The sequence below is a fragment of the Microbacterium sp. MF43 genome (genome assembly GCF_012847295.1).
Classification (GTDB): Bacteria; Actinomycetota; Actinomycetes; order Actinomycetales; family Microbacteriaceae; genus Microbacterium.
Genome location: NZ_JABBDY010000001.1, coordinates 364,623 through 388,088, shown reverse-complemented (window position 1 = coordinate 388,088; position 23,466 = coordinate 364,623). Strand labels below are relative to the sequence as shown.

Annotated in this window: 24 protein-coding genes and 1 tRNA gene; 9 read left to right on the top strand and 16 right to left on the bottom strand. The window is 69.7% G+C overall.

Going from position 1 to position 23,466, the window contains the following annotated elements; genetic code table 11:
* Positions 1 to 7 precede the first annotated feature (7 nt).
* Both HF323_RS01695 and HF323_RS01690 read right to left on the bottom strand, forming a co-directional pair.
* A complete protein-coding gene (locus tag HF323_RS01695; protein ID WP_169580830.1) occupies positions 8 to 883 on the bottom strand; it encodes a CHAD domain-containing protein in 876 nt (291 codons plus the stop codon).
* A 9-nt stretch (positions 884 to 892) separates the two neighbouring features.
* Entirely contained in the window at positions 893 to 2,071 is a 1,179-nt protein-coding gene (locus HF323_RS01690) for an FAD-dependent oxidoreductase (RefSeq protein WP_169580829.1), read from the bottom strand.
* Positions 2,072 to 2,208: 137 nt separating this feature from the next.
* Between HF323_RS01690 and HF323_RS01685 the strand changes: the two genes are divergently transcribed.
* Positions 2,209 to 2,607 (top strand): YccF domain-containing protein, encoded by a 399-nt coding sequence (locus HF323_RS01685; RefSeq protein WP_169580828.1) that lies wholly within the window; start codon positions 2,209 to 2,211, stop codon positions 2,605 to 2,607.
* A gap of 272 nt (positions 2,608 to 2,879) precedes the next feature.
* On the opposite strand, the gene HF323_RS01680 is transcribed toward HF323_RS01685, so the two are convergent.
* The 3 genes from HF323_RS01680 to HF323_RS01670 all read right to left on the bottom strand — a co-directional run bounded on the left by HF323_RS01680 (position 2,880) and on the right by HF323_RS01670 (position 7,939).
* Complete coding sequence (locus HF323_RS01680) at positions 2,880 to 5,927, bottom strand: hypothetical protein (RefSeq protein WP_169580827.1); 3,048 nt, start codon at positions 5,925 to 5,927, stop codon at positions 2,880 to 2,882.
* Positions 5,928 to 6,104: 177 nt separating this feature from the next.
* A complete protein-coding gene (locus HF323_RS01675) occupies positions 6,105 to 6,896 on the bottom strand; it encodes an ABC transporter permease (RefSeq protein ID WP_169580826.1) in 792 nt (263 codons plus the stop codon).
* Positions 6,893 to 7,939, bottom strand: coding sequence for an ATP-binding cassette domain-containing protein (locus tag HF323_RS01670; protein WP_188241621.1), 1,047 nt, complete (start codon positions 7,937 to 7,939; stop codon positions 6,893 to 6,895). Before HF323_RS01670 ends, HF323_RS01675 begins: the two co-directional genes overlap by 4 nt.
* Positions 7,940 to 8,001: 62 nt before the next feature.
* Here HF323_RS01670 and HF323_RS01665 point away from each other — a divergent pair, with 62 nt between their 5' ends.
* Together HF323_RS01665 and HF323_RS01660 are read left to right on the top strand one after the other, a co-directional pair.
* Entirely contained in the window at positions 8,002 to 8,991 is a 990-nt protein-coding gene (locus HF323_RS01665; RefSeq protein ID WP_169580825.1) for a YafY family protein, read from the top strand.
* A 119-nt stretch (positions 8,992 to 9,110) separates the two neighbouring features.
* Complete coding sequence (locus HF323_RS01660; RefSeq protein WP_169580824.1) at positions 9,111 to 9,587, top strand: heme-degrading domain-containing protein; 477 nt, start codon at positions 9,111 to 9,113, stop codon at positions 9,585 to 9,587.
* Positions 9,588 to 9,620: 33 nt separating this feature from the next.
* Here the strand turns inward: HF323_RS01660 and ppsA are convergent, their stop codons facing one another.
* Positions 9,621 to 12,050 carry a phosphoenolpyruvate synthase gene (gene ppsA, locus HF323_RS01655; protein ID WP_317450962.1) on the bottom strand — a complete coding sequence of 810 codons (2,430 nt, stop codon included), beginning with the start codon at positions 12,048 to 12,050 and terminating at the stop codon, positions 9,621 to 9,623.
* On the bottom strand, positions 12,035 to 12,439 hold the full coding sequence (locus tag HF323_RS01650; protein ID WP_169580823.1) for a TM2 domain-containing protein: 405 nt from the start codon (positions 12,437 to 12,439) through the stop codon (positions 12,035 to 12,037). The genes ppsA and HF323_RS01650 overlap by 16 nt, the downstream gene beginning before the upstream one ends.
* Positions 12,440 to 12,692: 253 nt before the next feature.
* Here HF323_RS01650 and HF323_RS01645 point away from each other — a divergent pair, with 253 nt between their 5' ends.
* From HF323_RS01645 to HF323_RS01635, 3 genes are all read left to right on the top strand, one after another.
* Positions 12,693 to 13,145, top strand: coding sequence for a pyridoxamine 5'-phosphate oxidase family protein (locus HF323_RS01645; protein ID WP_169580822.1), 453 nt, complete (start codon positions 12,693 to 12,695; stop codon positions 13,143 to 13,145).
* A 94-nt stretch (positions 13,146 to 13,239) separates the two neighbouring features.
* A tRNA-Met gene (locus tag HF323_RS01640) sits at positions 13,240 to 13,315 on the top strand.
* Positions 13,316 to 13,377: 62 nt separating this feature from the next.
* On the top strand, positions 13,378 to 13,821 hold the full coding sequence (locus HF323_RS01635; protein ID WP_169580821.1) for an SRPBCC family protein: 444 nt from the start codon (positions 13,378 to 13,380) through the stop codon (positions 13,819 to 13,821).
* A 261-nt stretch (positions 13,822 to 14,082) separates the two neighbouring features.
* On the opposite strand, the gene HF323_RS01630 is transcribed toward HF323_RS01635, so the two are convergent.
* From HF323_RS01630 to HF323_RS01595, 8 genes are all read right to left on the bottom strand, one after another.
* On the bottom strand, positions 14,083 to 14,586 hold the full coding sequence (locus HF323_RS01630; RefSeq protein WP_169580820.1) for a metallophosphoesterase: 504 nt from the start codon (positions 14,584 to 14,586) through the stop codon (positions 14,083 to 14,085).
* 293 nt (positions 14,587 to 14,879) lie between these two features.
* Positions 14,880 to 15,227, bottom strand: coding sequence for a sugar ABC transporter ATPase (locus HF323_RS01625; protein WP_169580819.1), 348 nt, complete (start codon positions 15,225 to 15,227; stop codon positions 14,880 to 14,882).
* A gap of 30 nt (positions 15,228 to 15,257) precedes the next feature.
* Complete coding sequence (locus HF323_RS01620) at positions 15,258 to 15,806, bottom strand: type 1 glutamine amidotransferase domain-containing protein (RefSeq protein WP_169580818.1); 549 nt, start codon at positions 15,804 to 15,806, stop codon at positions 15,258 to 15,260.
* 68 nt (positions 15,807 to 15,874) lie between these two features.
* A complete protein-coding gene (locus tag HF323_RS01615) occupies positions 15,875 to 16,192 on the bottom strand; it encodes a metalloregulator ArsR/SmtB family transcription factor (RefSeq protein WP_169580817.1) in 318 nt (105 codons plus the stop codon).
* Positions 16,189 to 16,662 carry an SRPBCC domain-containing protein gene (locus HF323_RS01610; protein ID WP_169580816.1) on the bottom strand — a complete coding sequence of 158 codons (474 nt, stop codon included), beginning with the start codon at positions 16,660 to 16,662 and terminating at the stop codon, positions 16,189 to 16,191. Before HF323_RS01610 ends, HF323_RS01615 begins: the two co-directional genes overlap by 4 nt.
* Before the next feature lie 117 nt (positions 16,663 to 16,779).
* Complete coding sequence (locus HF323_RS01605; protein ID WP_169580815.1) at positions 16,780 to 17,880, bottom strand: ABC transporter permease; 1,101 nt, start codon at positions 17,878 to 17,880, stop codon at positions 16,780 to 16,782.
* Positions 17,877 to 18,947, bottom strand: coding sequence for an ABC transporter ATP-binding protein (locus HF323_RS01600; protein WP_169580814.1), 1,071 nt, complete (start codon positions 18,945 to 18,947; stop codon positions 17,877 to 17,879). The genes HF323_RS01605 and HF323_RS01600 overlap by 4 nt, the downstream gene beginning before the upstream one ends.
* Positions 18,948 to 18,980: 33 nt before the next feature.
* Positions 18,981 to 19,988 carry a glycerophosphodiester phosphodiesterase family protein gene (locus HF323_RS01595; protein ID WP_169580813.1) on the bottom strand — a complete coding sequence of 336 codons (1,008 nt, stop codon included), beginning with the start codon at positions 19,986 to 19,988 and terminating at the stop codon, positions 18,981 to 18,983.
* Positions 19,989 to 20,180: 192 nt separating this feature from the next.
* Here HF323_RS01595 and HF323_RS01590 point away from each other — a divergent pair, with 192 nt between their 5' ends.
* The 3 genes from HF323_RS01590 (at position 20,181) to ligD (ending at position 22,940) form a co-directional block, all read left to right on the top strand.
* A complete protein-coding gene (locus HF323_RS01590) occupies positions 20,181 to 21,092 on the top strand; it encodes a Bax inhibitor-1/YccA family protein (RefSeq protein ID WP_169581325.1) in 912 nt (303 codons plus the stop codon).
* A 205-nt stretch (positions 21,093 to 21,297) separates the two neighbouring features.
* Positions 21,298 to 21,639, top strand: a complete 342-nt coding sequence (locus HF323_RS01585; RefSeq protein ID WP_169580812.1) for a helix-turn-helix transcriptional regulator — start codon at positions 21,298 to 21,300, stop codon at positions 21,637 to 21,639.
* 56 nt (positions 21,640 to 21,695) lie between these two features.
* A complete protein-coding gene (gene ligD, locus HF323_RS01580) occupies positions 21,696 to 22,940 on the top strand; it encodes a non-homologous end-joining DNA ligase (RefSeq protein WP_169580811.1) in 1,245 nt (414 codons plus the stop codon).
* On the opposite strand, the gene HF323_RS01575 is transcribed toward ligD, so the two are convergent.
* Positions 22,889 to 23,452, bottom strand: a complete 564-nt coding sequence (locus HF323_RS01575) for a TetR/AcrR family transcriptional regulator (protein ID WP_169580810.1) — start codon at positions 23,450 to 23,452, stop codon at positions 22,889 to 22,891. The genes ligD and HF323_RS01575 overlap by 52 nt on opposite strands.
* Positions 23,453 to 23,466: the final 14 nt, after the last annotated feature.

Genomic DNA, 23,466 nt, shown 5'->3' with positions numbered 1-23,466 from the left:
GGAGAGGTCAGGGGAGATCGGATGCCGCGGCTCGCAGTCGCTTCAACGCAGTCGGCACCTCGGTGAGATGCTGCGCGGCGTCCTGCCGGGCGAGCGACGCGACCGCTTCATACGCGTCGGACGGCTCGCCCGCGCGGCCGGCCCGCACGCCTTCGTGCCGCGCGCGGTGCGCGAGGAGCATGGCGTCGCGGTGCGCGCCGAGCGCGTCATGCAGCTCGTCGCCGGCGTCGGCGATCGCCTCGACCTGCGTCGAGAAGAGGCCCGGGGCCGCGTCCGCCACGGCCTCGGCGACATACCGCGCGCGCCGGGCCGCCTTGCGGAGATCGTGGTAGCGCTCGTCGGTGTCGTCGAGCGACGCCTCGACCCGGGATACGCGGCGCACCTGGGTGCGGAGCACGGCTGCCACCAGCTCGCCGGCCGAGGCATCCGGATCCCCGGCGACCCCGCTCGCGGCGACCCCGCTCAGCATCCGCATGCGCTCGACCGCGCGCGGCGAGCCCGCGAGCTCGACCAGCCGAGCGTGGGCCGCACCGTAGGCCTCGCGCTCGGACTCGACGAGCCGCCGCAACACGCGCGGGTCGTCGATGCCGGCGCGCTCGAGCGTCTCGGCGGCGACCGTCGCACGCACCTCGATGTCGCGGACGACTCCGAGCTCGCGCCCCCACTCGCCGAAGGCGACTCGCAGCCGCTCCGCGGCGTGAGTGTCGAGAGCATCACGGAACCCGCCCAGCACGCTGCGCAGCCGCCGCACGCGCACCCGGTGCTGATGCACGCCGTCGGGCTCGTCGGCGAGCGCGCCCGCGAGCGTCGACCCGACCTCGTCAGCCGCGCGGTGCAGGATCGCCTCGATCACGGGCCGTGCCGAGGCATCCGATCTGCTCATGTGCCGAGCCTAAGGGGGACCTGTCCGGGCGCGCCCGGATCGGCCGACCGGGTCCCAGTCGCGCCCGAACCAGCGCTTCACCCGCGCCGCTCCGAACGCGTTCTTGTCGGCGGCGAGGGCGCGCGACGGTCCGTGCAGGGTGGCGCTGGGGCGTCCGGCGAAGAAGTCGACGTCGACGATTCCGACCGCGTCCCCGCCGAACTCGATGTAGCAGGTGCCCCTGCCGTCGTAGCGATCGACGGCGGAGGCATCACGAACCCGGGCGGCGATGCGGCGAGCGGCCGTGACCCCCTGACGCTCCGCGAACACGCCGGCGCGCGGCGTCCCGACGGCCGCGCAGTCACCGATCGCGAACACATCGGGCCACGGGGTCTCGAGCGTGAGGGGGTCGACCGGCACCCAGCCGTCGACGGTGAGGCCGGATGCCTCGATCACGTCGGGCACCCGATGGACGGGCACACCCAGGTAGAGGTCGAAGGGCAGCTGCGCGCCGTCGCCGAGGTTCGCCACCCGTCTGTCGCCGTCGAGCGATCTCACGCCGGTGTCGGGGTGCCACGCGATCCCGCGCTCCTCGAACGCCGCGAGGATCGCCGCCGACGCGTCGGGCGACGGCGGGATCGGACGCGGGAACGGCATCACGAGCGTGATCGTCGACGAATCGCGGATGCCTCGTTGCCGCAGCATCTCTTCGAGGAGCAGCACCGTCTCGCTGGGCGCCGGCGGACACTTGAACGGCCCTGCCGTGATGCCGACGACGACGTCTCCGCCGGTGAATGCCTCGAGCACGTCCCGGGTCGCGAATGCGCCGGCCTCGCTGTAGAACTCGTGTCCGTATTCGGCCAGACCGCGCGTGCGCGAGAGGTCGTAGTCGGCCCCGAGCGCGATGACGAGGTAGTCGGCGTCGAAGGTTCCGGCGGTCGTCTCGACCCGCTTGGCGTCGGCATCGATCGCCGTGACACCGGCGTGCACGAACGTCACTCCGGGGGCGGCAAGGCCGCTGTAGCGATGTCGCACGTGATCCGCGCGGACGCGGCCGAACATCACGTCGAGCTTCGAGAAGCCGAACACGAACTCCTCGGTGCGATCGATCAGCGTGATGTCGGCGGCATCGCCGAGCTCCTCGGCGAGCGTGGCGGTCAGCTCGAGCCCGCCGAAGCCGGCGCCGAGCACGAGGACGCGAGCAGCCATGTCACACTCCCCTGTGCGAGGTTCCCCAGTGGCGCTCACTCTACTGCCGGCCGTCGACGCGCGCTCGGGTCGCGCCGCGGGCGGATCCTCGGTGCGCGCACAGCGGGTTCGCGGCATCCGCTTGGCATGATCGTTGCATGCGCACCATCCTCAACATCATCTGGCTCGTGCTGTCGGGTTTCTGGATGTTCCTCGGCTACCTCGCGGCGGGAGTGGTGCTGTGCATCCTGATCCTCACGATCCCGTGGGGCATCGCCTCGTTCCGCATCGGCCTCTTCGCGCTGTGGCCGTTCGGTCGCACGATCGTCGAGAAGCGCACGTCAGGCGTCGGCTCGTTCCTCGGCAACGTCGTGTGGGTGATCCTCGCCGGCTGGTGGCTCGCGATCGGGCACATCCTCACGGGTGTGGCGATGTGCCTGACGATCATCGGCATCCCGCTCGGCATCGCGAGCTTCAAGCTCGTGCCGGTGTCGCTCATGCCGCTCGGCAAGGAGATCGTCCGCACCGACGACGCCCACGCGCTCGTCCGCCACTGAGCGCGCGCCCGCGCTCGATCCCCGGGGGCCCTGCCGAGCCGCCCTCACCCACCGTCGGGCGCGCCCTGCCGAGCCGCCCTGTGCCCCGCGTCCCGCTACCCCGCGTCCCTCTACCCCCGCCCGCTACACCACGAAGTTCGCAGAATCGCGCGAATCTCGCAGATTCTGCGCTCGATCCTGCGATTCCGGCGCGATTCTGCGAAGTTGCTTGAGGCCTGACAAGGGCCGGGAACGGATGCCTCAGCCCAGCCCGCCCGCGGGAACGAGATGCCTCAGCCCCGCGCGCCCGCGGGAACGGATGCCTCGCCATCCCGTCGCCGTCGCCACGGCAGCGCGAGCAGCACACCGGTTCCGCAGAGCACGGCGCCGACGAGGGCGGCGATCCACGGCGTCTCGGGCGGGATCTCGAGGTAGGTCGTGATGCCGAGGATGCGCGCGAGCCCCCATGGGAGCAGGCCCATCTCGTCGTTCCACAGGCTGAGGGCGCGCTCCAGTCCGACGAAGCCGATCACCGCCGACGGCAGGGCGAGCGCGGCGCCGATCGCCGCGAGCACGTATCCGGTCGCGCGGCGCGCTCCGACCTGCATCGCGAGCGCCCAGCCCGCCGCGACGAACACCCAGACGAACAGGGCGAAGGCGACCGCGATGTAGGCGCTGCGCAGGATCGGCTCGGTCCAGAAGGCGAACCAGTACCCGCCGGGACCTGAGAACGACAGCGCCACGAGCGTCACGATGCAACGGAACACCACGACCCCGCCGACGGCCGCGATGACCGGCCACGGTGAGCGCCGCCACACGAACAGCCGCACCACCAGCGCGAACACCGCCCACGCGGCGAAGACCACGGCGAGATGCGTCCACGAGAGGAACGACGTCTGCACGGCGCGCGTCGCCACGAGCAGCGCGCCCGGAACGATGAGCAGCAGCCAACGATCGAGCTCGAGCATGCCGAGCGTCGACTCTCGCGCCCGCCACGGACGGGTCGATGCGATCCACGACGCGCGTGCGGCCGCCGCACCCGGTCGACGCACGAGGCGGGTGCGGGCGGCGAGCATGCCGATCACGACCCACGCCGCGGCCAGTGCGAGCAGCACCCGTGCGACCCACGCCATCGGGAGGTCGCGCTCGGCACGCTCGACGCCGAGCTGGGCCGCGGTGAGGTTGAACGCCGGGAAGTCGATGTTCCCCTCGTACACCTCGAGATGGTCGGCGGCGAGCGCTTCGTAGGCGACTCGGTCGGCGTCCCACGCGGCGTAGGCGGCGGGCGAGAGGGTGTCGTGCCACTCCCCCTGGTGCAGGATCATCGCGCGATACGCCGTGAGCAGCCGCAGCACGTCGAGCTCGTACTCGAGCGTCTCGACGAACGCGTCGTGCAAGGCCGGGTCGCGCCAGGTCGCGGCATCCGTCCCCGCCACCGCATCGCGCATGGCCTCGGCCGTCTCGACCGCTTCGCGACCGCCGTCGATGACCGACTCGATGTCGCCGCCGGTCGCGTCGCGCGAGATGGCGTAGAGCACGTCGAGCACGGCGGAGTCACCCGTGAGGATGTCCCACTCGAAGATCCACATCATGGGCGGCGGCTCGAGGCCGATGGCGAACACGCGCTGGTCGGCGAAGGCCTCGATGTACATGCCCTGCTCGATCGCGTCGCGCGAGAGCGACATCGCCTCGACGATCGCCGAAACGGTCGCCGGATCATCCGAGAACCACTGCCGCGCCCAGCCGGCGGTGACGTCGGCCACGTCGGCGGACGGATCGCGCGCCAGCGCCGAGGCGACGACGGTGTCGAGCTCGTACAGCTGCCAGAACCCCGCCTTGAGGTACAGGGTCATGGGGCCGGCGCGCCAGGGCCCGCCGTCCTGCGTCCACACCCACACGCCCTCGACGTTCGGGTTCGCGGCGAGCAGCGTCTGCAGCGCGTACTGGTACTCGCGACCGAGGTCGTTGGGGAAGGCGCCGAAGTTCTCGAATTCACGCCGGCTCTGGAACTCGACGATCCGCCGCTGCTCGCCCTGCTCTAGCGTGTCGTTGAGCGGCAGCCAGCTGTAGAAGTCTCCGAGCGTGTACTTCGTCGAAACGATCAGCGCCGGCGAGTCGATGCCGCCGAGCACCTCTTCGTACGACTCCGGGTTCGTATGCATGTCGCCGACGGCGCCGACACCGACGCTCCACGTGCGGAAGATCACTTCGCGATCGGATGCCTCGGCCTGCGCGCTCAGCGTCGTGAGCATGGTCCGCACGGCTTCGGGCGTGCGGACCGCGAGCTGGGAGTAGTAGTCCCAGCCCTCGACGTCGTACACCTCGCCGGCCTCGCCGATGCGGATGAGGATGCCGTCGAGCGCCGGCTCGGCGGCGTAGAGCTCGTCGAGCCCGGCGGCGTAGACGTCCCACAGCTCGGGGTTCTCGGTGTCGAGCGAGCCGAAGGTGTCGACGAGGTATTCCTCGAGCGGCGTCGTGAGCGTCAGCATGTCGGTGCGCAGGAACACGTCCATGCCGAGATCGTCGGCGTGCTGCCAGAACGGGCCGAACGCGTCTCGCAGCGCGAGCGCCTGCGCGCGGTGCTCGTCGCCCGGCGTGTAGACGACGCCGTCGGCGACCTCGTCGAATGCGACGAACTCGATGAAGCCCGGGAACGCGACGGCGTTGTACCCGTTCTCGAGCGAGTGCCGGATGAACGCGTCGAAGTCGGCGAACGCCTCGGCGAGCGCCTCCTCGTCGACATAGGGGGCTTTGGGCAGGAGCACCTTGGCGAACGCCTCTGACGCGTGAGAGTAGTCGTCGCCCTTCTCCCACGCCGCGGGATCGGGCTCGACGCCGACGGCGCCCATGTCGACCATGCGGAACGGCAGGCGCGACGTGATCTCTTGACCGAGGTTTGCGGCGATGGGCTGCGCCGTGCGCACCTGGGAGGCGAGATCGTAGAGGCCACGGACGGCGCCGGTCTCGCTGGCGGCTTCGATCCGCAGGGCGGTCGCGGTGCCGGTGAGCCGGTAGGTGTCGTCGGACTCGTCGCCCGCTCCGGCGACCACGGTGACGGACACTTCGCCTTCGCGGACGGATGCCTCCTCCGCCGCCTCGATCAGGCTGTCGATGGCCGCGTCGTATCGGGGGCCGTCGGGAGCGTCGATGGTCGTGAGGCGCGGGGCGGGCACGGCCGGCCCGAGGTCGGGCCGGGTCGGTTCGGCAGGCTGCATCTGCTCGGCCGGCTCGGTGCGGATGCCGAGCGCATCCCCCACCACCACACCGACGCCGAGGCCCATCGCGAGAAGCACGAGGAAAGTGACGACAGCGAGGATGCCTCGCCGTGTCGCCGTCGTCATCCGACAAAGGTACCGCGGCCCGACCAGTGGTTTTCGCCGGGCCGCGCGCGCTGTGGACCACGGGGAGGAGTGGGCGTTTCGTCTCGCTCCGCTCGCTCGACGACCGGGGGACGCGCCCTTCCGGTCGTTGAGCGCGCGAGCGCAGCGAGCGAGACGAAACGCCTCACCCCGCGAGGATCAGCTGCTCTTGCGCATCGCGCGGATCCCCGCCCACAGGCCGAGCACCGCGAGGACGAGCGCCGCGACCCAGCCCCACAGCACCTCGATCGCGCCGAGGTCGCCGGCGAAGAGCGCGCGCTCTGCCTGAACCACCCAGTTGATCGGGTTCACGGTGGCGACCGCGCGCATCCAGCCGGGTGCGTCGTCGAGCGGCAGCAGCATGCCCGAGAGGATCAGCAGCGGGAAGATCAGCGTCTGCTGCACGCCCCAGAACAGCCACTCGCGGTCCTTCGTCTTGAGCGCGAGGGTGTACGACAGCGAACCCAGCCCGACGCCGAACACGGCGAGCAGCGCGAGACCGATGACGAGCCCTGCCACGTTGATCGAGAACCCGAACGGCCACGCGATCAGCACGATGAGGAGCGCCTGCACGACGATCGGCGCGATCTCCTTGAGCGCGCGTCCGACGAGCAGGGAGGAGCGCGCGAGCGGCGCGACCAGGGTGCGCTCGTGCGAGCCCGTCATCATCTCGTACTGCAGGTTCGATCCGGTCGCGCCGGTGCCGAAGAGGACGATCATCACCAGCACGCCGGGAACGAACCACTGCAGCGTCTCCCCCACCGGGGCACCCGATGATCCGATCAGCAGCGGAGCGAACAGTCCCAGGAAGACGAGCGGCTGCACGAGGCTGAAGATCAGCGTGAACGGATCACGCACGACCGGCTTGAGCTCGCGCGTCAGCACGTTCCAGGTGTCGCGCGCCGGGTTGGCGCGCACGGCCGTGTCGGGCCGGATCTCGGTCGCGGTCATCGCTGGGCTCCTTCCATCACGGATGCCTCGGCAGCGGCATCCGTCGTCTCATCTGTCTCTTCATCGGACGGCTCACCCTCCCCGGCCTCGCGGAGCGTGCGTCCGGTCAGCGCGAGGAAGACGTCGTCCAGGGTGGGCGGCACGCCGGTCGCCCGCGCGACCTGGATGTCGGCGGAGTCCAGTGCGCGCACGGCCGACGGAAGGAGCGCGTCTCCTTCAGGGGCGGTCAACGTCACCGTGGCCCCCTCGACCCGCACCTCTCGATCGGTGAGCCGCTGAATGACCGCGACGGCGGCTGCGGCATCCGTCTCCCCGGCGAAGCCGAACGTGAGCAGGTCGCCGGCGAGATTCGCCTTGAGCGCCGGGGCGGTGTCGTCGGCGATGACCCGCCCCTTGTCCATGACCATGACGCGCTCGGCGTAACGGTCCGCCTCTTCGAGGTAGTGCGTCGTGAGGAACACCGTCGTGCCGTACTTCTCCCGCAGGTCGAGGATGTGCTGCCACAGGTTCGCGCGGCTCTGCGGGTCCAGACCCGTCGACGGCTCGTCGAGGAAGATCAGCGGCGGGGCGTGCATGAGTCCGAGCGCGACGTCGAGGCGGCGCTTCTGTCCGCCCGAGAGCTGCTGGACGGACCGGGTCGCGAACCCGGCGAGGTCCAGCGACTCGATGAGCTCGTCGGCGCGGGCGCGCGATGCCGCCTTCGACATGCCGTAGAACGCGCCCTGGCTGAGCAGCTCGTCGCGGGCGCGCTGGGAGAAGCTGCCGCTCGTGAGCTGGCCGACGTAGCCGATGCGGGCGCGCACGTCGGCGGGCTGCTTCAGGATGTCGAAGCCGACGACACGGGCCGTGCCCGAGGTCGGCGGGATGAGGGTGGTGAGCATGCGCAGGCTCGTCGACTTGCCGGCGCCATTGGGTCCGAGGAACGCGACGAGCTCGCCTCGCGCGACCTGGAAGGTGAGGTCGGTGACCGCCTCGACGGTCTTCTTCTTGACGGTGAAGTGCTTGGTGAGCCCCTGCGCTTCGATGATCGGTTCGTTCGCCATGCCGAAAGGGTAGGAACGAATGCGGACAAATATTGTCCGCGACCAGTGGCAATCTTGAGGACATGTCGGACACCACCACCCGCGCTCTGTCGCTGCTCAACCTGCTGCAGACGCATCGACACTGGCCCGGATCTGAACTTGCCGTGCGGCTCGGTGTGACGGAGCGAACCGTACGGCGAGACGTCGAGCGGCTGCGCGACCTCGGCTACCGAATCGAGTCCACGCCGGGATCCGCGGGCGGCTACCGGCTCGAGGCGGGCAGCGCGGTGCCCCCTCTTCTCCTCACGGACGAGGAAGCGGTGGCGATGGCGATCGGACTGCGCGTCGCGGCATCCCAGCGCCTCGTCTCCGGCCCCGAGACCACCATCACCGCGCTGGCGAAGCTCGAGCAGGTTCTGCCCGCGCCGTTGCGCCGGCGCGTGAAGGCGCTCGCCGAGGCGGTGCAGCCTGCGGGGCTCAGCGCCGGTGCGGCGGTGTCGAGCGACGTGCTGGGCGAGCTCGCGCTGGCCTGCCGCGACCATGAGCGGGTGCGGTTCACGTACACCGCGGCGTCCGGCGAGGTCACCCGGCGCCGCGTGGAGCCGCATGCCCTCGCGCCCGCCGACCGCCACTGGTACCTGCTGTGCTGGGATGTCGAGAAGGAGGACTGGCGCACCTTCCGCGTCGACCGCCTCGCCGGCGTCGAGCACACCCGCGTGCTGTTCGAGCCGCGTCCGCTGACGCCGGAGCAGGTCGAGGAGTTCATCGTCGTCGCACGTTCATGGGTGCGGCAGGCGGTGGAGGCGGATGCCGTGATGGAGCTTCCCATCGATCAGATGCGCGACTACTTCGGGCAGTGGGGGCAGGGAGCCACCGCCGAGGACGAGTCCCACACGCGGTGGCCGGTGGGCGGCGCGGACTTCCGCGAGACGATGTACGGGCTGACGTGGATCCCGGCCGGGGTCGAGTACACGACGGACCTCGCTTCGCCCGCCCGTGAGGAGCTGAGGGAAACCCTTGAACGGATGCTGCGGGCGCTCGACGCTCCGCCGCCGGCGCCGCGAGAGAAGTGACCGGGTCGCCGGGCGCCCCCGGTCGTTGAGCGAGCCCCACCCGGTGGTTGAGCGAGCGAGCGAGCAGACAGAGCGAGACGAAACGCGCGTGCCGCCGCGCCCGGCGCTAGCCTTTCGGCATGACCGAAGACGCCCGCACGACTCTCGCCCGTGTCGAAGCGGAGGAAGCCGAACTCGTCCTGTCACGGTTCGAGCTCGCGGATGCCTGGACCCTCGGCTCGCGCATGCGCGAGGCGGCGTTGGAGGCGAGGCTGCCGATCGTCATCGGCATCACCCTCGGCGAAGCGCGCGTGTTCCACGCGGCTCTCCCCGGATCGAGCGCCGACAATGACGGCTGGCTGGAGCGCAAGACCCGCGTCGCCCGCCGCTACGGCCGTTCCTCCTTCGGTGTCGGCCTCTCCTTCCGCGCCGCAGGCAAGGACTTCGATACCCACGCGCGCCTCGACCCGACCCGCTACGCCGCTCACGGCGGCGTCTTCCCGATCACGATCGCCGGCGTCGGGGCGGTCGGGACGGTCGGGGTTTCAGGTCTGCCCCAGGCCGACGATCACGCCTTCGTGGTCGAGCACCTGCGCTGGCTCCTGAACCGCTCCTGAGCCGTCCGCGGACGCGCGGCCGGACGGGCACCGTCACGCGGCAGGCACGCGATCGTCGTCGTGCTCGGACACGCCCTGCGCGGTGCGCTCCCCCAACCGCATCCAGGTCTGGATGACACTGTCGGGGTTGAGTGAGATCGATCCGATCCCCTGGTCTACCAGCCACTCGGCGAAGTCCGGGTGATCGGAGGGTCCCTGACCGCAGATGCCGATGTACTTGCCGCGACGATTGCACGCCTCGATGGCCGCCTGCAGGATGCTCAGGACCGCGGGGTCGCGCTCATCGAAGGCCGCCGCGACCAGCTCCGAGTCGCGATCGACGCCGAGGACGAGCTGGGTCATATCGTTCGAGCCGATGGAGAAGCCGTCGAAGTGATCGAGGAAGCGGTCCGCGAGCACCGCATTGGCGGGGATCTCGCACATCATGAGCACCTCGAGCCCGTTGTCGCCCCGACGCAGTCCGTTGGCGGCGAGCACCCGCTCCACCGCCGCGGCCTCCTCGAGCGTGCGGACGAACGGGATCATGACCTTGAGATTCGTCAGCCCCATGTCGTCTCGGACATACCGCAGCGCCTCGCACTCCATCGCGAAGCAGTCGGCGAAGCGATCCGTGACGTAGCGCGATGCGCCCCGCCAGCCGAGCATCGGGTTCTCCTCGAGCGGTTCGTAACGATCCCCGCCGAGCAGGTGGGCGTACTCGTTGGTCTTGAAGTCGCTCGTCCGCACGATGACGGGCTTCGGCGCGAACGCCGCGGCGATCGTCGACACGCCCTCCGCCAGTCGCCGGACGAAGTACTCCCGCGGCCCGCCGTAGGCCGTCGTGCGCTGCTCGATCGTGTCCCTCAGCGGTCCCTCCAGGGTCGGGAGGTCGAGGAGCGCCTGCGGGTGGATGCCGATCAGCTCGCTGATGATGAACTCGAGCCGGGCGAGTCCCACCCCGGCGTTCGGAAGCGAGGCGAACGCGAAGGCCTGATCGGGTGTGCCGACGTTCATCATCAGATCGACCGGGATGCGAGGCATCCGATCGATCCGCGTGCGCTCTTCGGAGAACTCGGCTCGCCCTGCGAACACGTGCCCGTCGGCGCCGTCCGCGCAGCTGACCGTGACGAGGGTGCCGTCCACGAGGTCGGCCGTCGCCGTGCCGGTGCCGACGACGGCGGGGATGCCGAGCTCTCGCGCAACGATCGCGGCGTGGCACGTGCGTCCGCCTCGGTTGGTGACGATCGCCGCCGCCCGCTTCATCACCGGCTCCCAGTCGGGGTCGGTCATGTCGGCGACGATCACGTCTCCGGCCGCGACGCGATCCAGGTGAGCGGCGGACGACATGACGCGCACGCGGCCGACGCCGATGCGGCGGCCGATCGCGCGGCCCGCAGCGAGCAGCTCCCCGTGCTCGTGCAGGACGAACCGGTCGATGCTGACCCCGTCCTCTCTCGAGACGACGGTCTCGGGACGGGCCTGCAGAATGTAGAGGCGTCCGTCCAGGCCGTCCCGGGCCCACTCGATGTCCATCGGCCGCCCGTAATGCTCCTCGATCACGAGGGCGTGCCTGGCGAGTTCGGCCACTTCATCGTCGGTGATGCTGAACCGCGACCGCTCGGCATCCGGGACGTCTTCGAACACGGTGCTGCGGTCGACAGTGCTCTCACCGGCGAACCGCAGCGCCGTGGCCTTCTGCCCCCGTCGTCTCCTCAGGATCGCCGGCCGGCCGGCGCGAAGGCCGGTCTTGTAGACGAGGAATTCGTCCGGGTTGACCGCGCCTTGGACGACCGCCTCTCCCAGACCGTACGCACTGGTGATCAGCACGGTGTCGCGGAATCCCGACTCGGTGTCGAGCGTGAACATGACGCCGGATGCGCCGATGTCGGACCGCACCATGCGCTGCACCGAGGCGGACAGGGCGACATCGGAGTGGTCGAAGCCCTGATGCACGCGATACGCGATCGCCCGATCGTTGTAGAGCGACGCGAACACCATCTTGACCGCCCCGAGGACGTTCTCGATTCCGGAGATGTGCAGGAACGTCTCCTGCTGGCCGGCGAAGGATGCGTCGGGGAGGTCCTCGGCCGTGGCCGAAGATCGGACGGCCCACGTCACGTCCGCGCTGCCGGAGTTCTCCTCGAGGACATCGGCGAACGCCGCCCGGATGTCCTGCTCGAGATCAGCCGGGAACGGCTGCGCGGTGATCATGGCGCGGATCTCGGCGCCCACCTCGGCCAACTTCTTGACGTCGGAGACATCGAGACTGGCCAGTCTCTGTTCAATCCGATCCGCAAGTCCTCCGGCGGCGAGAAAGGACCGATATGCCCGAGCCGTGGTGGCGAATCCTCCCGGAACCCTCACCCCTCTGTCCGTCAGGCGGCCGATCATCTCGCCGAGTGAGGCGTTCTTGCCTCCGACCTGTGGAAGGTCGGCCATGGTGAGAGCGGCGAGGGGGATGACGCTGCTCACTGGCCCAGCCACCAAGGCATCATCGGACCGATCTGCTCCGGCACGTACACGAAGATCTGGGTGAGCGCCGACGTCAGGATCGCAAGCCCGAACCCGGCCGCCGTGATGATCCACGCGATCATCTTGTGCTGCTCGAAGTCCGGCAGCAGCCGGCCTTCCTTGTCGCGCTGCACCCCGGCGAGGGTGAGGATCAGGTCGATGAGCCACCAGACTCCCAGTCCCCCGAAGGTCAGCAGCTTCAGGATGCCCGTGCCCACCTTGCCGAGGTAGAAGCGGTCGACGCCGAGGAAGCCCAGCAGCCACGAGAACATCCATGTCGCGATGAAGGACCGCTCGGGCGGGGCGGTCGAACCAAATGGCGCCTGCGGGGGCGCGGTCTGCGGACTGAGATTCGTGGCCATGGTGACCTCCTGGTCGGTTGCCGGCGAGTCCGATGCAGCATCAGTGTCGGATTCGGCCGCGGACGCGAAGGGGGTCGAAGGTCCTGCGATGTCGAGGCGGGGGACGGATGCCTCGGCGCCCGCGGATCGGCAGGACCTACGTCCCGATCGACCTGATCGCCCCGACGCGACACTCACCTCATCCAGGTCTTGCAGGACGTGCGCGGCGGTAGGCCGAGAGCCTCAGCCGAAGGGTTCGACGAAGGGATGCGGGATGAGTGAGACAAGCGAAGCGCTCGTGTGGACGCTTTCCGAGGATGAGTGCTGGAACCTGCTCGCGCGCGGCGAGGTCGGGCGTCTGGCTGTGGCCGTTCGAGGAGAACCCGACATCTTCCCGATCAATTACGTGACGGATGGACCTCGAGTGCTGTTCCGCACAGCACCGGGCTCGAAGCTCGCCGAGCTGTCGGCGAATCCTCGCGTCGCATTCGAGGTCGACGAGCTCGACGACGTCGGCGCGGCGAGTGTGGTTCTGAAGGGAGTCGCCACGCGCCTCGAGTTGCAGCGCGAGATCGACGAGGCCGATGCGCTGCCGCTCACCCCCTGGATCCCGACGCTCAAGTACCGCTGGGTGCGCATCTCACCGACTTCGATCACCGGCAGACGCTTCCAGCGCGGCCCGGAGCCTGACCGCTACATGGCCTCCGCGAACGATCAGTGGACCTGACGGTGCCGCCTTTCGGCGTCACGCCGAGACTCACAGCGAAACCCCGGGTCACGCTTGCCCACTTGGGGCGCTCTCTGCTCTAGCGTGGCGTCATCGCGGCGATCCGGGCGGTCCCGGGCTCCGGTTCATACCCGGTTGCGTTGCGGGTTCGACTCCCGCCGTCGCGTCCACTCCGGGTGGACTCCGCCCTCACGGCCCGCAAGGGCCGGGGGTCTTCGCGCAGAATGGAGGGATGCCGACAACCTTCGTCATGGTGACTGACGCTGACGTGGGAGCACAGGAGCTGTTCGAGATCTCTCTCGACATCGACATGCACGTGTCGTCGATGAAGCAGTCCGGTGAGCACGCGATTGCGGGCCGCACCTCCGGCATCATCGGCTTGGGCGAGACGGTTACCTGGCGTGCACGCCACTTCGGCGTGTGGTTCACGATGACCTCGAAGATCACAGCGCTGGACAGGCCCTCGCTGTTCGTCGATCAGCAAGTGCGCGGACCCTTCAAGAGCTTCGTGCACGAACATCGGTTCGAGCCGCTGGGCGATGGATGCCGCATGACAGACATCATTACCGTCGCTTCGCCAGTGTTGGGCTCCGTTGTCGAGCGCATGCTCCTCGTTCCGTACCTACGTCACCTCATCGCCAAGCGCAATGAACACTTGCTCGCTGCTCTTCATTGAAGCGCGCCGGAGAGCCGGCTAGTGGCCTCGGAGTGCCGGCCAAGTCTCCGTTCATTCCGACCGACGCGAAGGTCGTTGTGGGTGCCGTGGCGCCGGCATCGCCCGACCCGATTCCGATCGTTCTGCTACCCGGCGTCGAATACCGGATCCACGAGTGGCGGCACCCGACTACGCACCAGGTTCACTGGCGACTCGAGCGTAGGAAAATCCGGACGACCCGGCGAGGAGTAGCCTTGCGCCCGTAGGTTGGAGCGCTGTCGTTCACGCCCGCGGCACCGGCACCAGCCGCACGTCCCCGAGCTGCCCGTCGTCCACGACCGCGGTCATCGACGTGCACTCCGGCTGCCTCCGGCGATCGGTTGGCGACCCCGGGTTCAATAGCCGCATGCCCCGTGCCGTTACGGTGTCCCACGGGATGTGACTGTGGCCGAACACGAGCACGTCGACGTCAGGGTACTCGGCATCCATCCGCGTCTCGCGGCGTGCCGCGGCGCCCGTCTCGTGCACGACCCCGAAGCGCACGCCTTCGATCGTGCGGCGTGCGACTTCGGGAAGTCGACCCCGTAGATCCGCGCCGTCGTTGTTCCCCCACACGCCCAGGACGTCCGCATGCCGCTCGAGCTCGTCGAGGACGGACTCCGAGACCCAGTCCCCCGCGTGGATCACGAGGTCTGCGGCATCCGCTTCACGAATCACCACATCGGGCAGGTGCCGCGCTCGTCCGGGAATGTGAGTGTCGGAGATGAGGAGCAGCCGCGTCGTCATGACTCGCTCCTGCAGCGGGTCTTCGGCCGGCCCCCGGTCGGACGCGGGCCGGCGCTCACCCAGCGGCGCACAGCCCACGTCCGGCGCGGCGAGCGCCAAGCGCCTCAGCCGCGCGAAGAAGACCGCGCGAGCACCGGCAACCCACCCCCCGGTGGGCTACTCGGCAGACAAGCTCGAGCACGGTTCCCTCCTCCGTCGACCAGATTGCGCCCGCTTCTCCACGTCGCGCATGCCCCTTGACATTCGGAGAATCGGCTCGCAAACCCTCGGTCACCCAGCCGATCAGCGTGTCGTCAGAGGTCTTCCGGAGCGAGGTCGCCCTGCCCCTCGTCACCCAGCTCGGCCTCGTTGGGGTCCAGGCCCTGCGTTTCGGGCTGGAACACGCTCGACGGGAGATCGGTGGCGGGCACCTCGTCCAGGTCGTCCGGAAGCTGCGCCGGGTCGTCGCCGGTGGCCGTCGGCTCGGCCAGGTCGGCCAGATCGGCGCCCTCGTCCAGCGCGGTCGTGCGATCCCAGTCGGCCTGGGCCGGGTCCACGGTGGGGTCGGTCTCGATCGACGTGTCGCCGTCGCGCAGCGGCTGCACGCCGACCTGTCCGTCGGGGGCCGGGGGGATCTCATCAGCGGGATTGAGGTTCGACATGGGGTTCCTTCGGTCGTGTGCGAATGCGCTTCAGGCCGTCTGGGCCGAGTGCCTGCCCTCGGCGATCTCCTCGACGAGCTTCGCGTTGAAAGCGGGCAGGTCCTCGGGGGTCCGGCTGGTGACCAGGCCCTCGTCGACGACGACCTCCTCATCGACCCACGTCGCACCGGCATTGCGCAGATCGGTCTTGAGGCTCGGATAACTCGTGAGCGTCCGCCCTCCGACGACATCCGCCTCGATGAGCGTCCACGCCGCGTGGCAGATCGCCGCGACGGGCTTGTGCTGCGCGAAGAACGCGCGAGTGAAGGCGACGGCACCCTCGTCCATGCGCAGGTGGTCGGCATTGACGACACCGCCGGGCAGCACGAGAGCGTCGAATTCGGATGCCTCGACCTCCGTCGTCACGGCATCCACGCGCTGCGTGTGGCCGTTCTTGCCCTCGATCGAGCCGGTCTCGGGTGCGACGAGAACGGCATGAGCACCGGCATCCGTCACCGCCTGCCATGGTGAGGTGAGCTCGCTGTCCTCGAATCCGTCGGTCGCGACGAAGGCGACGCGCTTTCCGTTGAGCTGGGTCATAGCTCCACGCTACGAACGCGCCACGGCGCCTCGGAGGGTCTTGACAGCCCACCGAGGCGCGGGAAGGATCACAGCCCCTCGGCGATCTCCTTGATGGCGGCCAGCCGGCGCTCCCATTCGGCGCCGATGGCGTCGAGGCGGCGCGCGGTCGCGCTCAGCTGCGAGCCGACGATGCGGTAGCGCACCTCCCGCCCGGCCCGCACGGGCTCGACCAGGCCGACCTCCTGCAGCACGGCGAGGTGCTTGGCGATGGCCTGGCGGGTGACCGGGAGCCGCCCGGCGAGAGCGGACGCCGAAGCGTCGCCCTCGCCGAGGGCCACCAGGATGCTCCACCGGGTCTCGTCTCCGAGTGCGGCGAACACCGGAACCAGCGTCTCTGTCGTCACGAGCCGCTTTCGAGGAGGGCGACGAGCTTGTCGAGCTCGCCGTTCCAGCCGTCGCGGTGGTCGACGAGGTTGGCCACTGGATCGGAGGTGTTCTCGAAGCCGGTCTCGACGACCGTGAGTTCGGTGCCGCCGTCGACCTCCACGAGCGTGAAGGTGAAGACCGTCGAGTGCGCGTCGTCGAGTACATCGGGCACGACGCCGCTGGCGTCGTCGTTCCCCCACCGGTAGGACACGAGCCGGGGCGCCTCGAGCGCCTCGATCCGCACCGGGATCGGGTCGCGGTCGGGCCAGGTGAGGGTGCCGCTCGCGCCGGCGGCGACCGCCTCGAACCGCGCGCGGCCGAACCAGCGCGAGATGTGCTCGGGTTCGGTCACCGCCGCCCAGACCTTCTCGACGGGCGCGGCGATGCGGATGGTGCGTCGCACCGTGAACGCGGCGTCGTCGACGACCGACGACGGGTTGACTGTCATGCTCACAATGATCGTTCCTCTCTGAGATTAATGCAACCCTGCGGTTGCACTCACTTCAGAGTGCCACGCGAGTCCAGGTAGTGCAACCCTCAAGTTGCACTACCTGGATTCGTCGCGTCATGCGATGCGGGTCCCCGGCGGAAGCTTGCGCGCGGGCGTGTTCGTGCGCGCCCAGGCCCACCACAGCAGCCCGGCCGCGAGCAGGATCTGCAGGCCCAGACCCACGAACCAGCTCGGCGTCGACTCCTCGACGACCTCTTCGGGGGTGCGCTGGTCGTCAGTGAACGACGGACTGCACTCGTCGTAGACCACCTCCGACGGCGGCGGCTGCTGCGCCGAACGCACCCCGGACTTGATCTGCCCGAACATGTCGACGGGGTACCCGTTCGAATCGAAGCTCGAGGGAGTCGCGTCGGCGAGGATCACGAAGGGGTTCGCGGCGAGGATCCACCACACCGCGTCGAAGCGAACGGTCTCGGTCGTGTACGTCTCCCACTCACCGCACTCCGGCGTGACGTCGTCGACGCACGGATACTCCTCCGACGGCTCCTCGCCCGGCATGCACGGGAACTCGTCATCCCCGTACTGCGACCAGTCGATCGAACGCGAGCTGACCGTCTGCTCGGTGCGCATCGTCGCCCCGATCAGACCGAACGCGATCACGGTGCCGACGACGAGCGCCGCGACGACGAGGTACGTGGTCGCGACCGAGAAGAGAGGTCGAGCAAGGATGCCGCTGAGCGCGACGCCGATCGCAGCGATGACGGCCACCTCGACGATCAGGACGAGCAGTGAGACGACGATGGTGGCGACATCCGCCTGTCCGGCCAGCGTGGCGATCGCAAGGAACGGCACCGCGACGACCACGAAGGCGAGACCGGTGATCCACGCGGCGAGGAACTTGCCGAGGATGATCTCGAGGGTCGTGGCGAGCGTCACCTGCACGGGGGCCAGGGTCGCGGCATCCCGATCCCCGTTGATCGAGTTGCCGCTCAGCGTCGGCGAGACCAGCACGACCAGCAGCAGCGTGATGTACACGATGGTCGAGTAGATCGCCGCGCCGTTCGCGTCGCCCGCCCAGCGGAAGGCCAGGAACGACAGCCCCGTGACCAGCAGCAGCAGCGACGCGAAGACTCCGAGCAGGACGTACCAGGCGACGCTGCGCGTGCGCTGCATCAGTTCGAGACGGACGATGGTGCCCAGCCGCTGCGCGTTCACGCGGTGCCCTCCTCGTCGGTCGTCGTTGCGGGTGGTGTCGGCGGGGCGACGGGCGGCCCGGGGTCGGCTGCCGGCGCCGGCGGGACCGCCGCGGCCGGGGCGGGATGCGGAGCCCCGGGATCACCCGGCTCGGCGGGAGGCACTCCCCTGCCGAGGTCGAGGAAGGTGTGCTCGAGACTTCCCTGCGCGGCGGCGAACTCGGCCACCGCGACGTCGGCGGCGACGAGCGAGCGCAGCGCCGCAGCGGCGGCCTCGTCGGACTCGAACTCCACCACGACATCGCGCCGGTCGGTGCCGACGGCGGACGGGTCGAGTCCCAGCACTTCCGCGACTCGTGCGGCGGCGACGGATGCCTCGGCCCCCGCCACCCGCACCCGCCAGGGCCGCGCGCGGCGCGCGGCCGCTTCGACGCGACGGCTGTCGACGGTCGCGCCCTCGAGCAGGAAGACCGCGTCGTCGACGACTTCTTCGAGCTCGCTCAGGATGTGGCTGGACACCAGGATCGTGCGTCCCTCGGCGGCAAGACGGCGCAGGAGCACCCGCAGGTCGATGCGCGCCTGCGGGTCGAGTCCCGACGCAGGCTCGTCGAGGAGCAGCACCCGCGGGTCGTGCATGAGCGCGCGGGCGAGGCCGAGGCGCTGCTTCTGTCCACGCGAGAGCACCTTCGCGGCCGAGTCGGCCAGCGGGGTGAGCCCGACTTCGGCGAGGAGCGCCTCAGCCCGCACGGCGGCGTCGGGCTTCGACAGCCCGTAGAGCCGCCCGGTGATGACGAGAGTCTCGCGCGAGGTCAGCGACCCCCACGCACCGAGTGCGTCGGGCATCCAGCCGATGAGCGCACGCGCGGCATGCGGATCGGCGACCGGGTCGACGCCGTCGATGCGGATCGACCCGGCGTCCGGCGCGAGGAGCGAGGCGAGCATGAGCAGAAGGGTCGTCTTGCCCGAGCCGTTCGGCCCGACGAGACCCGTCACACGGCCGGCGTGCGCGTGCAGCGTCACACTCCGAACCGCCTGGATCTCACCGAATGCGCGACGGACTCCTTCGACGACGATGCCAGGGGAGGTCACGCCCTCACCCTAACCGGGGAGCGCTCTCCCAGTTCAGGAACCGAAGAACGCCACGCCGAGGTCGGGGTGGTCGACGAAGACGCCGTCGACTCCGGCATCCCGGATCGCCGCCCACTCGCCCTGCCAGTCACCGAACGCCGCCGGGCCGCCGCGACCGCGGAACTGCCCGATGAGGAAGCTGTTCTCGGGGCGACACGTCCAGGTGAAGACGCGCAGGCCGCGCTCGTGGGCATCGGCCACGACACTCGAGCTTCCCAGCCGTCCCAGCTTGTCGGGCGCGAGGATCATGCGTTTGTCGACGCTGATGCCGTCGACCCGTCCGGCGAGGCCGTCGAGTCCCGCCGGCGCCGCGGTCTGCCTGTAGGTCAGCGCCGCCTTGCCGTGCTGGGAGAGCAGGTCGAACGGCCGGCCTGCCGCCTCGAGCAGGTAGATGTACGACGCCCGGATGCCTCGTTCCTGAAGCCGGAACAGGACGGTCGACTCGAACGACTCGATGATGAGCGGCAGCTGCCCGTCCGCCCAGCCGGCCTCGCGCAGCTCGGCCTCGATCAGCTCGGCGATGTCCCATCCGACCGAGGCGAAGTAGGTGGCGTGCTTGATCTCGAGCACGACGCCGATCTCGCGCCCCTGGTCGAGTGCTGCCAGACGCACGAGGTCGAGCACGTCGCGCAGCCGGAGCACCGGCTGCTGGTCGTCGAAGCTCGCGCTCGACGCCCGCAGTTTCGGCAGCCGCTCGCGGCATCGAAGGGTCGACAGCTCGTCCCACGTGAAGTCCTCGGTGAACCAGCCGGTCAGCTCGGCGCCGTCGACGGTCTTGGTGGCGCGCCGGCTCTTGTACTCGAGCCGGTCGGCCACATCGGTCGTGCCCGAGATCTCGTTCTCATGGCGCACGACGAGAACCCCGTCGGACGAGACGACGATGTCGGGCTCCACCGCATCCACCCCGAACTCGAGCGCAAGGTCGTACGACGAGCGCGAGTGCTCGGGCCGGTACCCCGGCGCACCGCGATGACCGATCACGAGCGGAGTCCGGCGCGGCATGGGTCCACGCTACTTGGCGCGCCCCCCGGTCGTTGAGCGAGCGCAGCGAGACGAAACGCCTCACGTCGTTCATTCGACTTCCGGCGCGCTCGAAGCCTCCTCACAGCCCGGAAATCCCCGGCTTCGCACCGGACCGGATATCGTTGATCTACAGCACCGTGCTGTGCAACCTTGACTTGGAGTGTGAGAGCAGTGGCCCTCGACAACCCCGCGTTCAACAATCCGGCCTTCCAGGATTCGAAGGCCGCTCGCACCTACCCCGGGCGCCCCGGCCTGACCCCGCCGCCCGCGCAGACGCAGACCGCCTCGGCCCAGCACGCCGGAGTGGATGCCGCATCCCAGGCGCAGCTCGAGGGGATGTACGCCGCCCCTTCCGCCGGCGCCATCGAGACCGACCGCATGACGGTCGAAGACACCGTCTGGAAGACCGTCGGACTCTTCGCGATCCTGCTCGCGACCGCGGCCATCGGCTGGGTCTGGACCCTCGGCGGCCTCGACGCCACGCAGCCCAACCAGCTGTCGATCCTCCCGTGGGCGATCGGCGCGCTCGGCGGGCTCATCCTCGCGCTGGTCGTCATCTTCACCTCGCGCAAGAAGGTCCGGCCCGGCCTGATCTTCGCCTACGCGGCGTTCGAGGGTCTGTTCGTCGGCGGCATCTCGGCGTTCTTCGAGGTGCAGTGGCCGGGCATCGTCCTTCAGGCGACGCTCGCCACCTTCTCGGTGGTCGGCGTGACGCTCGCCCTCTTCGCGAGCGGCAAGATCCGCGCCTCGAAGCGGGCCACGAAGATCTTCCTCATAGCGATGGTCGGCTACCTCGTGTTCTCGCTGATCAACGTCATGCTGATGATCTTCACCCCGATCGACGGCTTCGGTCTGCTGAGCCAGAAGTTCATGGGCATCCCGCTCGGCCTCATCATCGGCGTCCTCGTCGTGATCATGGCCGCCTACTCGCTGGTGCTCGACTTCGACTCGATCCAGCAGGGTGTGCGCAACGGCGCTCCCCGCCAGCTGGCGTGGGTTGGCGCCTTCGGCATCATGGTGACCGTCGTGTGGCTGTACGTCGAGATCCTGCGCATGATCGCGATCGTGCGAGGCTCGAACTAGAAGTCGCAGAGACTCAAGAGGCCGTCCGGTTCGTCCGGGCGGCCTCTTCTTTGCCCCCGCGCCTGCACACCATCGGAGATCCTGCCCGACACGCCGGGCGGGGCGCGCACTGTCGGCGCGGCGGGCGCGGCATCCGATTCTGGCGTCGTTCTGCTGTGGGCGGAACGGCTCGCGCACGGGGAGCGAGGCGATTTATCGTGACCGCATGGCTGAGATCATCCCGCTGCCGACGAAGCCCGCACCGCGCTCGCCGCGCGAGCCCGAGCCGTTGTGGCGGGATGCCCTCGGCGATCAGCTGCGCCGGATCCGCCACCATCGCGGCGAGCGCCTCGCCGACACCGCCGAGCGTGCCGGCGTCTCTCCGCAGTACCTGTCCGAGATCGAACGCGGACTCAAGGAACCCTCGAGCGAGATGATCGCCGCCGTCGCCGGCGCCCTCGAGGTCACGCTCGTCGAGCTGACTGCGGCTGTGGCCGACGAGCTGCGCGAGCACGCGGCATCCCGCGCCGTCGTCGGTGTGCGCGCGGCCTACTCGCTCGCCGCCTGATCCTGTCCGCCGCGCAACCCCTGGCCGACGTCGGCGGCCGTCGATAGCGTGGGCGCGTGAGCCCAGCCCGCAAAGAGGAGTTCCTCGACGTCGACGGCCACGAGGTGCGCGTCTCGAGTCCCGACAAGATCGTCTTCCCCGAGCCCGGCCTCACCAAGCTCGACGTGGTGAACTACTACCTCGCCGTCGCCGAGGGCGCCCTGCGCGGAGCGGGCGGGCGTCCGATGGTGCTCAAGCGCTTCGTGAAGGGCATCGACCAAGAGGCGTTCTTCCAGAAGCGGGTGCCCGAGAACCACCCCGCGTTCGTCGACACCGCGACCCTGCACTATGCGCGCGGCACGTCCGCCGAAGAGGCGGTGATCCGGGATGCCGCGGGCTTGGCCTGGGTCGTGAATCTCGGATGCCTCGACCTCAACCCTCATCCCGTGCGCGCCGAAGACCTCGACCACCCCGACGAGCTGCGCATCGATCTCGACCCCATGCCGGGCGTCGACTGGTCGCAGATCGTCGACGTCGCGATGGTCGCGCGGGAGGTGCTCGACGACGTCGGTCTCGTCGGCTGGCCGAAGACGAGCGGGTCGCGCGGCCTCCACATCCTCGTGCGCATCGCACCGCACTGGGACTACAAGCAGGTCCGCCTCGCCGCGGAGACGCTGGCGCGCGAGGTCGAGAACCGGGCGCCCGGGCTCGCGACGGCGCGGTGGTGGAAGGAGGAGCGCGGCGAGAGCGTGTTCGTCGACTTCAACCAGAACGCCAAGGACCGCACCGTGGCATCCGCGTACTCGATCCGTCCCCTCCGGGATGCGCGCGTGTCGACCCCGATGGAGTGGGACGAGGTGGCGGTGCGTCGTCCCGAGGAGTTCACGGTCGCGACCGTGCTCGAGCGCTTCGCTGCGATCGGCGACCCGCACCGCGGGATCGACGAGGCGGTCGGCACACTCGACGGGCTGCTCGCGCTGGCAGACGAACTCGGTCCGGCAGAGAAGCCGCCGCGCGCGGGCGGGCCCGATGGACGACGACAGTCGACCATGCCGCTCATCGAGATCGCCCGCACCAAGACCAAGCCCGAGGCGCTCGAAGCGCTCGAGGAGTGGAAGGCGAGGCATCCGTCCGCGGTGTCGCTGCTGCACCCGGCCGACGTGCTCGTCGACGGCATGCGGGGGTCGAGCTCGCTCTGGTACCGCGTGCGGGTGAATCTGCAGCATGTGCCCGAAGGCCAGCGCCCACCGCAGGAGGAGCTGATCGCCGACTACGACCCGTGGGCCGGAAAGGTGTGGCCCGGGAGCGAAGCGGCCGGCTGACGTGCGGCGAGGCGCGAGAGGCCGTACTCGAAGGCCTCATCGACGTCTCCGCCGAGGCGGAAGGCGCCGGCCAGCTCCATGTTCACGAAGCCGGTCGCCCACGCGGTGAGCAGCCGCGCCTCGTCGAGAGCCTCCTCGTCGCCGACCGCCTCGCGCGCGGCGCGCAGCACCGGTTCGCTCGCGCGGGCCAGCGCGTCGGCGCTCCCCGCAACGGAGTACATGAGCCGGAACCCCTCGGGACGTGCGTGGGCGAAGGCACGATACGCACGCGCGAGGCCGGGGAGCGTTCCACCGGATGCCGCCAGCCGCGTGCCGAGATCCTCGACGGTGGCCTCGGCGACGAGCTGAAGAAGGGCGTCACGGTCTCTGACCCGCTTGTAGAGGGATGGGGCCCGCACGCCGACCCGGTCTGCGACGGCCTGCATGGTGACCTTCGCCGGACCGCCGAGCTCGAGCAGGTCACGGCCCGCGTCGACGATGGCAGCGAGTGACGTTCGATCTGGCGTCGGCATCGGCCCTCCTTGAT

Excerpts from the sequence above, each read along its gene's own strand:
- HF323_RS01635 (WP_169580821.1), top strand. The coding sequence starts at position 13,378 with ATGCCGACAACCTTCGTCATGGTGACTGACGCTGACGTGGGAGCACAG.
- HF323_RS01675 (WP_169580826.1), bottom strand. The coding sequence starts at position 6,896 with ATGACCGCGACCGAGATCCGGCCCGACACGGCCGTGCGCGCCAACCCG.
- HF323_RS01630 (WP_169580820.1), bottom strand. The coding sequence starts at position 14,586 with ATGACGACGCGGCTGCTCCTCATCTCCGACACTCACATTCCCGGACGA.
- HF323_RS01685 (WP_169580828.1), top strand. The coding sequence starts at position 2,209 with ATGCGCACCATCCTCAACATCATCTGGCTCGTGCTGTCGGGTTTCTGG.
- HF323_RS01660 (WP_169580824.1), top strand. The coding sequence starts at position 9,111 with ATGACCGAAGACGCCCGCACGACTCTCGCCCGTGTCGAAGCGGAGGAA.
- HF323_RS01575 (WP_169580810.1), bottom strand. The coding sequence starts at position 23,452 with ATGCCGACGCCAGATCGAACGTCACTCGCTGCCATCGTCGACGCGGGC.
- HF323_RS01680 (WP_169580827.1), bottom strand. The coding sequence starts at position 5,927 with ATGACGACGGCGACACGGCGAGGCATCCTCGCTGTCGTCACTTTCCTC.
- HF323_RS01585 (WP_169580812.1), top strand. The coding sequence starts at position 21,298 with ATGGCTGAGATCATCCCGCTGCCGACGAAGCCCGCACCGCGCTCGCCG.
- HF323_RS01595 (WP_169580813.1), bottom strand. The coding sequence starts at position 19,988 with ATGCCGCGCCGGACTCCGCTCGTGATCGGTCATCGCGGTGCGCCGGGG.
- HF323_RS01695 (WP_169580830.1), bottom strand. The coding sequence starts at position 883 with ATGAGCAGATCGGATGCCTCGGCACGGCCCGTGATCGAGGCGATCCTG.
- HF323_RS01610 (WP_169580816.1), bottom strand. The coding sequence starts at position 16,662 with ATGACAGTCAACCCGTCGTCGGTCGTCGACGACGCCGCGTTCACGGTG.
- HF323_RS01690 (WP_169580829.1), bottom strand. The coding sequence starts at position 2,071 with ATGGCTGCTCGCGTCCTCGTGCTCGGCGCCGGCTTCGGCGGGCTCGAG.
- HF323_RS01670 (WP_188241621.1), bottom strand. The coding sequence starts at position 7,939 with ATGGCGAACGAACCGATCATCGAAGCGCAGGGGCTCACCAAGCACTTC.
- HF323_RS01665 (WP_169580825.1), top strand. The coding sequence starts at position 8,002 with ATGTCGGACACCACCACCCGCGCTCTGTCGCTGCTCAACCTGCTGCAG.
- HF323_RS01625 (WP_169580819.1), bottom strand. The coding sequence starts at position 15,227 with ATGTCGAACCTCAATCCCGCTGATGAGATCCCCCCGGCCCCCGACGGA.
- HF323_RS01620 (WP_169580818.1), bottom strand. The coding sequence starts at position 15,806 with ATGACCCAGCTCAACGGAAAGCGCGTCGCCTTCGTCGCGACCGACGGA.
- HF323_RS01650 (WP_169580823.1), bottom strand. The coding sequence starts at position 12,439 with ATGGCCACGAATCTCAGTCCGCAGACCGCGCCCCCGCAGGCGCCATTT.
- HF323_RS01645 (WP_169580822.1), top strand. The coding sequence starts at position 12,693 with ATGAGTGAGACAAGCGAAGCGCTCGTGTGGACGCTTTCCGAGGATGAG.